This window comes from Caviibacterium pharyngocola, assembly GCF_002795405.1.
Lineage (GTDB): Bacteria > Pseudomonadota > Gammaproteobacteria > Enterobacterales > Pasteurellaceae > Caviibacterium > Caviibacterium pharyngocola.
In genome coordinates this window covers 1-7,359 of sequence record NZ_PHGZ01000016.1, presented here as the reverse complement: position 1 = coordinate 7,359, position 7,359 = coordinate 1, and the positions used below count along the sequence as shown (strand labels likewise).

Sequence of the window (7,359 nt, the reverse complement as noted above, 5' to 3'; positions counted from 1 at the left end):
CTCAGTTTACCGTCTGAAGAATCGCCTTGTTATCCGATTCGCGAAATTAAACTGATTGATTACCCGGCGGATCCGGATACAACGGCATTGAGTCGTTTTCATTCGGCGCTTTATCGCGCGGTGAAAAGTTTGAATCTTCGCTTGCCGCATTGTTTCGGTGCAGAAGGCGTCGGCATTTTGATGAAGCAAGTCCAAAATAATATTATTGAAAAAGGCTATGTGACCACCCGAGTGGTCGCCGAAGGGCAAAATTTACAAAGCGGACGATTGGTTTTAACGGTGATTGAAGGCAGAATCGGCAATACCATTATTGAAGACGGCAGTGCGATTCCGCGTTTTACCCGCTTACAGGCTTTCACCGGCTTAGCCTTTAAAAAAGGCGATTTACTGAATATTCGTGACATCGAACAATCGCTGGAAAATTTCAAACGGCTGCCGACCGTCGAGGCGAATATTGAAATTTTGCCGAGCGAAAATACTGACAATATCGCCGAAAGTGATATAAAAATTCGTTACAGCCAAGGTTTTCCGTTTCGGCTTAATTTAGGATTGGATGATTCGGGATCGCGCTTAACCGGTAAATATCAAGGTTCGGCGGCGATTTCTGCGGATAATTTATTTTTGGCGAACGATTTGTTTTACACCTCGTTGACGCACAGCATTAAAACCGGTGAAGATGAAAAAGGCCATCGCGCAAGTAAAAACCTGATTTTGTCTTATTCCATTCCTTTCGGCTATTGGACGCTTTCCCTCACTCAAACCTATAACCGCTACTCGCAAGAAGTTTTCGGCGCTTTTCAGCGATCTTATCGTTATGCCGGTAAAAGTAACGGCACAAAAGCTGCCTTGTCCTATTTGCTTTATCGCGATAATCAACGCAAAACCACCTTATCGGGCGGATTTTGGTTACGTCAGTCACAAAACTTTATTGACGGTGCGGGCATTGACGTGCAAAAACGTCGAATGGCAGGCTGGGAAGCAGGTATTGCCCATAAAGAATATCTTGGCGACGGCGTATTGGAAATAGAAGGTCGATTCAAACAAGGCACGGGCGCGCGCGGAGCGATTTCCGCGCCGGAAGAACTATACGGCGAAGGCACTTCTCGACCGAAAATTATCAGCGCCTCCGTTTCTTTTACCCAGCCTTTTATGCTCGGTGCGCAGCCTTGGCAATGGAAAACCGACTGGTCGGCGCAATGGAATAAAACGCCGCTGATTATGCAAGATCGCTTCAGTCTCGGCGGGCGCCATACGGTACGCGGGTTTGACGGCGAATTGACGCTTTCCGGCGAACGCGGCTGGCTGTGGCGTAATGAAGCGGGTTGGAATATTAACGGCAAAGGTCAAATGCTGTATTGGGCGATCGACGCAGGGCGCGTGTCAAGCGTCAATGAAAATGCTATCGGACGATCTTTAGTTGGTGCGGCAATCGGCTTAAAAGGTGGTTGGAAAGGCTTTTATTATGATATTTTTGTCGGACAACCGATCCGCAAACCGACGGGCTTTAAAACTTCGCACACCACGGCGGGTTTTCAACTGGGTTATAGTTTTTAATAATTGAAACGTGATTAACGTAACGGTATTTCGGCTTGTTCCGTTCGCTTTTACATAAAAAGGTTAAAGTATGAACAAAAAATGTTTCCGTGTCATTTTTAGCAAAACGCTACAACGTCTAATCGTCACCTCCGAATTAGCAAAATCGGCAGGCAAATCCACCGACGCGCGTAGTGACAATAACACCATTCACACCAGCACATTGACGTTAAAACCGCTCGTTTTCAGCCTATTTTGTGCCTTTGGTTGGGTATTATTTCCTGATTTTGCCCTTGCGGAAACATTGATTATTCAAGCGGACGGCAACGCACCGAAATCGCAACAGCCGATTATTTTAAATAGCGCTAATAATGTGCCGCAAATCAACATTCAAACGCCGAACGCGCAAGGTTTATCGCATAATAAATATGCCAAATTCGATGTGGACACCAAAGGTGCAGTGTTAAATAACAGCCGCACAAACGTGCAAACCCAACAAGCAGGTTGGATTCAAGGCAATCCGTATTTAGCGCGCGGTGAAGCGAAGGTAATTTTAAATGAAGTTAATTCCTCCGATCCGAGCGTATTAAAAGGCTATGTGGAAGTCGCCGGAAAAAAAGCGGATGTGATCATCGCCAATCCTTCCGGTATTCATTGCGACGGCTGTGGTGTGATTAATTCCGACAGAAACACTTTGACCACCGGCAAACCGCAAATTCAACAAGGGCATTTAGAAGGTTTTGTGGTCGAAAAAGGGCGCGTCAGCGTTGCGGGCAAAGGCTTGGATAACAGCCGCGTGGACTACACGGAAATCTTGGCGAAAGAAATGCACGCCAATGCGGGCGTTTGGGCAAAAAAAGAACTCAATGTCATCACCGGTAACAATCAAGTTAAACGCCACGCGAGCGGTGTGAATATCGTTCGTTCGACACAAGGCAAGAATAACGGCGATCACGGGCGTGTTGCCGTGGATGTGGGCGAATTGGGCGGAATGTATGCGAATAAAATCCACTTAATCGGCACGGAAAACGGGCTCGGCGTGCGCAATAGCGGGCATATCGGCGCAAGTAGCGACAGCTTAACCATTGACAGCCAAGGACGCATTATTAATCAGGGCGTATTAAACGCCAAACAATCAGTGTCGTTGACTGCGCGGCAAGATATTGAAAATACGGGAAAAATCGAAAACCGCGAAAACGACATCATCTTGCGTTCACAAAACAGCATTAAGCAAAAAGGAAGTATCGTAGCGCGCGAAGGCAATATTCGCCAAACTGCCGCGAAAGCCATTACCCAATCGGGCGAAACGGTGGCACGACAACATATCGATTATCAAGCGGAAACCCTTGATTTTTCACCGACGTCACTGCTAGCCGCCGGGGTAAAAATCACTGAAAATGCAGGGAAGGAAAATCGTTCGCTTGACGCCTCCACGGCACAAGGGAAACAAATCCGCCTCAACGCGACAGGACGTGCCGTTTTGCAAGGTAAACAGTTTGCGCCCGGTCAAGTGAATGTAAACGCGGCTGCCGTTTCCACCCTGTCACAAACCGAAGGGTATGACGTCAATATTCGGGCAAAACAAGGTTCAATCGATTTAAACAAGGCGACAATCAGTGCGAAAAATAATTTGGAATTTGTCACACCGATAACTTTCTCGGCAAGTGATAGCACCTTGCTTGCCAATTCGCGTGCGCCTGCGCATTTAAAAGTCACGGCAGCGTCCGTTGCCGTTTCCGGTTCGCAAATGCAGGCTTTCGACATTCGAGTTGACGCCAAACAAGGTGATATTAGCCTAAATAATTCGACCCTCGACGCGCAAAATCACCTGAGCCTTGCGACACCTGAGACTTTATCTACAACCCGCAGTGCCTTGTTCGGTAAGCGAATTGAAACCCTGCAACAAACGTTGAAAACAAATAATGCCTTATGGCAACAAAAAGGCACGCAAGATTTTAATCTCAACGCTCGTCATATCGACAACCAAGGCGGTACTTTCTATACACAAGGTGATTTTTATATTCGTACCCAATCAATGAACAATCCGCAAGGGCGATTGCTGACGGACAAAAATCTGTTCGTTCACACGACAACGGGTGACTTTTTATCGCAAAACGGCACCTTAAGTGCGGTGGAAAATATCACATTATTTACGGGAAAATTGGATAATCGCGCAGGTCTCATTCAAGCGGGCGGAAATTTGACGGTGAACACCGCCGGACGCGACATCATTAACGACAATACCGCCGAAAAAGGCTTGATTGCCCTTGGCGCATTGCACGTTCAGTCGGGCAATATCAGCAACGCACAAGGCAAAATCGCCGCCAAAGATGATTTGACTTTCAACGCAACGGATATTAAGAATCAAGCGGGTTTGCTGCAAACGGAAAGTGCGTTAAACCTGAAAGCAACCGCACTTACGAACGATCAAGGCATAATCAAAGCCAACGGCAACACAAATTTACAACTTCGCGACGCGTTCTCGCAACAAGGCGGACAATTAAATACTGCGCAATTATCGGTGAACGCGGGCAGTTGGCAATCCACAGCGAACAGTAAAGTTTCTGCACAACAGGCGACATTTACCGTTCACGGCAATTTTAGTAATGCGGACAGTCAAATCGACACGGCGGGCGATCTGCAGCTTTCCAGCCAAAATTTTAGCAACCGCAACGGCGCAATAAATAGCCAAGGCGAGATTTTGCTTGATACGGCAACGCAGAATTTGGATAACGAAAAGGGCGCGATTAACGCCAAAGTGCGGTCGGAAATTCGTTCGGGCGCTTTGAATAACGCTCAAGGCGTGATCTACAGCGGCGCGGATATGTTGATCGATACGCATCAACAGCGCTTGACGAATACTGATACCGCCGCGAACAAAGGCATTATCGCGCAAGGCAAATTAACGCTCGACAGCGGCGACATTGATAATCAAAACGGGCGAATCGCCTCTCTCGACGTGCTGCATATCACGGTGAAACAAGCGGATAATACCGACGGACGGATCCAATCGACCCAATCCTCGTTGACGTTGCAAGCAGATCAGGTGACTAATCACAACGGTGTAATTTTTGCCGAAAAACAAGGTAATATCACCGTCGCGCAAGCGTTCAATCAAACCACGGGCAAGCTCGGTGCTGATAATTTAACGATCAGCGCCGGCGCCTTATCTTCCTTACAAAACAGTTTTATCACGGCGCAACAGCTCGCCTTGTTCGTTCAAGGAAACGTGGAAAATCGGCAAAGTGAAATTTCCGCAACCAATAATCTTATTGTTCAAAGCGGCGCATTGGATAATCAAGGCGGGTTGCTACTGAGTAAAAACGGCGAAATCAATATTGATACGCGACAACAAGTATTCAACAATCAAGCGGGTGTCGTCAGCGCGGAAGGCGCATTGTCGCTGCAAATCGGGGCACTAGACAATCACAAAGGATTAATTCAAACCCGACAAGCGTTAAATCTGAATACTCACGCGCAATCGTTGGATAATCGCGACGGCACGATTTTTAGCTCGGCAACGGCGCAAATACTTTCCGGCGAGTTGGATAATCACAAGGGCATAATCCAAACCGAAGACGCGCTTCACATCAATACTTCAGGCAACGAGCTAACTAACCTCGACGGCAAAATTTTTAGCGGCGCAGCGCTGACCTTGCAATCGGGCGATCTGAATAACAGCCGAGGCACGCTAAGTGCGGCGACATTGCACTTAACGACGAGCGCTTTTAATCAGCAACAAGGCGTGGTGCAAGCGCAAGGCGACATCACTCTTAATGCCACCTCAATAACGAGCAGCGAACAAAGTCTGTTGCGCGGCGAACGGGTAAATTTAACCGCGCAGCAAGGATTGACGAATACGGATTCGGTGATTTTCGCCGAAAAAACGACCGCACTTTCCGCGCAAGGCATTGATAATCGACGCGGCGAAATCACGGCGTTGACCGATCAATTAACTCTGCGTGCCGGTACGCAAAAATTGGATAACCGCCAAGGCACTATCGGCGGGCAACGAGTTTCGATCCTCAGCGGCGAATTGGATAATACCCAAGGCGCAATCCGAAGCCTCGGCGAATTAACGATTAATACCCAGCAAGGCAATTTGATTAACAATCAAACGCAAACGACGGATGTATCCGCGCTGCGCGGCATTGTATCGAACGGCAAACTGACCCTCACCACACGGCAGCTTTTCAACGAAAACGGCGCAATCAACAGCGGCGGTGCACAGCATATCAATGGGCAAAGCCTAAATAATCAACGCGGGGTGATTTCCGGTACGGAAACATTACGCATTAACCTCACGCAAGCCATTGATAATCAAGGCGGGCGAATCAGTGCGAAGGGCATTGCGATTGAGGCGGCAGCAGTCGATAATCAAGCGCAAGGGCGTATTTTGTCTAACGCAAGCGCGACCTTAACGCTGCGCCAAGGCTTGTCAAATCAATTCGGCACGATTAAAGCCGGCGAAAATTTGCGCGTGCGCGCCGAGAATATTGATAACCAAAACGGCATTTTATCCGCCGTGGGCGGCGAATTAGATGCGGTTGCTAAAAACACCTTAAACAACCCTCAAGGCAACATAACTGCCGCGCAAGCCGTTCATTTAAGCGCACCGTCGATGAATAATCAGGGTGGTGAAATCGTCAGCACGAAATCCTCGGTTTCGCTAACCGCCGGCACGACAGCCTTTGATAATCGCCAAGGCAACGTGTTTGCAGGCGGCGCATTGCGTTTTCAAGGCGCGGATGTGTTGAACGGACAAGGCAGTTTCTTTGCGCACGGCAAGTTGGATATATTGAGCGGGCAAGGAGATATTGATAACCGTCAAGGCGGACAAATTCAAAGTTTGGGCGCGATGACATTACAGGCGCAGCGCGTGCAAAACCAAGGCGGCGTATTGCAAACGGCGGATAATCTTACCTTGCGCGCCGCGACCTTGTTAAATCAGAAAGTAAGCGAAACCGGTTCGTTAATCGAAGCGGGCGAAACGCTTCATTTGCACACGACGGACATCGATAACCGCAACACCCTCGGCACGGCAGTACAGCCGAGCCAAGGGATAATCGCGAAAAATATCAATCTTCACGCGAAACAGTTGGATAACCGACAAGGCGGGATTTATGCGCTGAATAACGCGTTGTTTACTGTGGCGCAACACTTAAACAATCGCCAAGGCGAGCTATTAAGCCTGAAAGATTTACATATCGACGGTTATGACAGCGATTTGCAACTCGACAACGCGCAAGGCAAAATCCAAAGTCGCGGGCGGTTGGCAATCGGCGTGGGGGCGTTGACGGCGCAAGGGCAACTCGACGGCGAGGAAATTGATTTGCGCGTGAAAGCGGATATCATCACTCAAGGCGATATTAACGCAAAACAGCGCCTGCACATTCACACCCTCGGCAAATTGGAAAACTCACATCGTTTAGCCGCCAATCAAACGGTGAGTTTGCAGGCAACGCAAATTCAAAATACCCAATCCGGTGAAATCAGCAGCGCCCAGACGCAGCTTAATAGCTCGCAAGTGGAAAATCGCGGTTTAATCAACAGTTTTTCCGATAATGGGCAAAGTTTAACCTTGATTCGCGCCGAATCCATCGACAACCTCGGCAGCGGTCGGCTTTACGGCGACCATATCGCCTTGCAAGCCGAACGTTTAACCAATCGGGATGAAAAAATCGACGAGAAGATTAGTAGCGCCACCATTGCGGCGCGGCAGCGGTTGGATATGGCGGTGAAGGAGGTGATTAACCACACCACGGAATATGACGCAGAGAAAAAAGGCGGGTCGTTGATTTACAGTAACGGTGACATCGTTTTCGG

The 7,359-nt window shown here is 48.5% G+C and carries 2 protein-coding genes; both read left to right on the top strand.

Annotated features, from left to right (window positions below):
• Positions 1 to 1,554: ShlB/FhaC/HecB family hemolysin secretion/activation protein (locus CVP04_RS08095; protein ID WP_100297016.1), on the top strand; the 1,554-nt coding region annotated here is incomplete at its 5' end.
• A gap of 70 nt (positions 1,555 to 1,624) precedes the next feature.
• On the top strand, positions 1,625 to 7,359 hold a 5,735-nt coding region (locus CVP04_RS08090), incomplete at its 3' end, for a two-partner secretion domain-containing protein (RefSeq protein ID WP_133118480.1).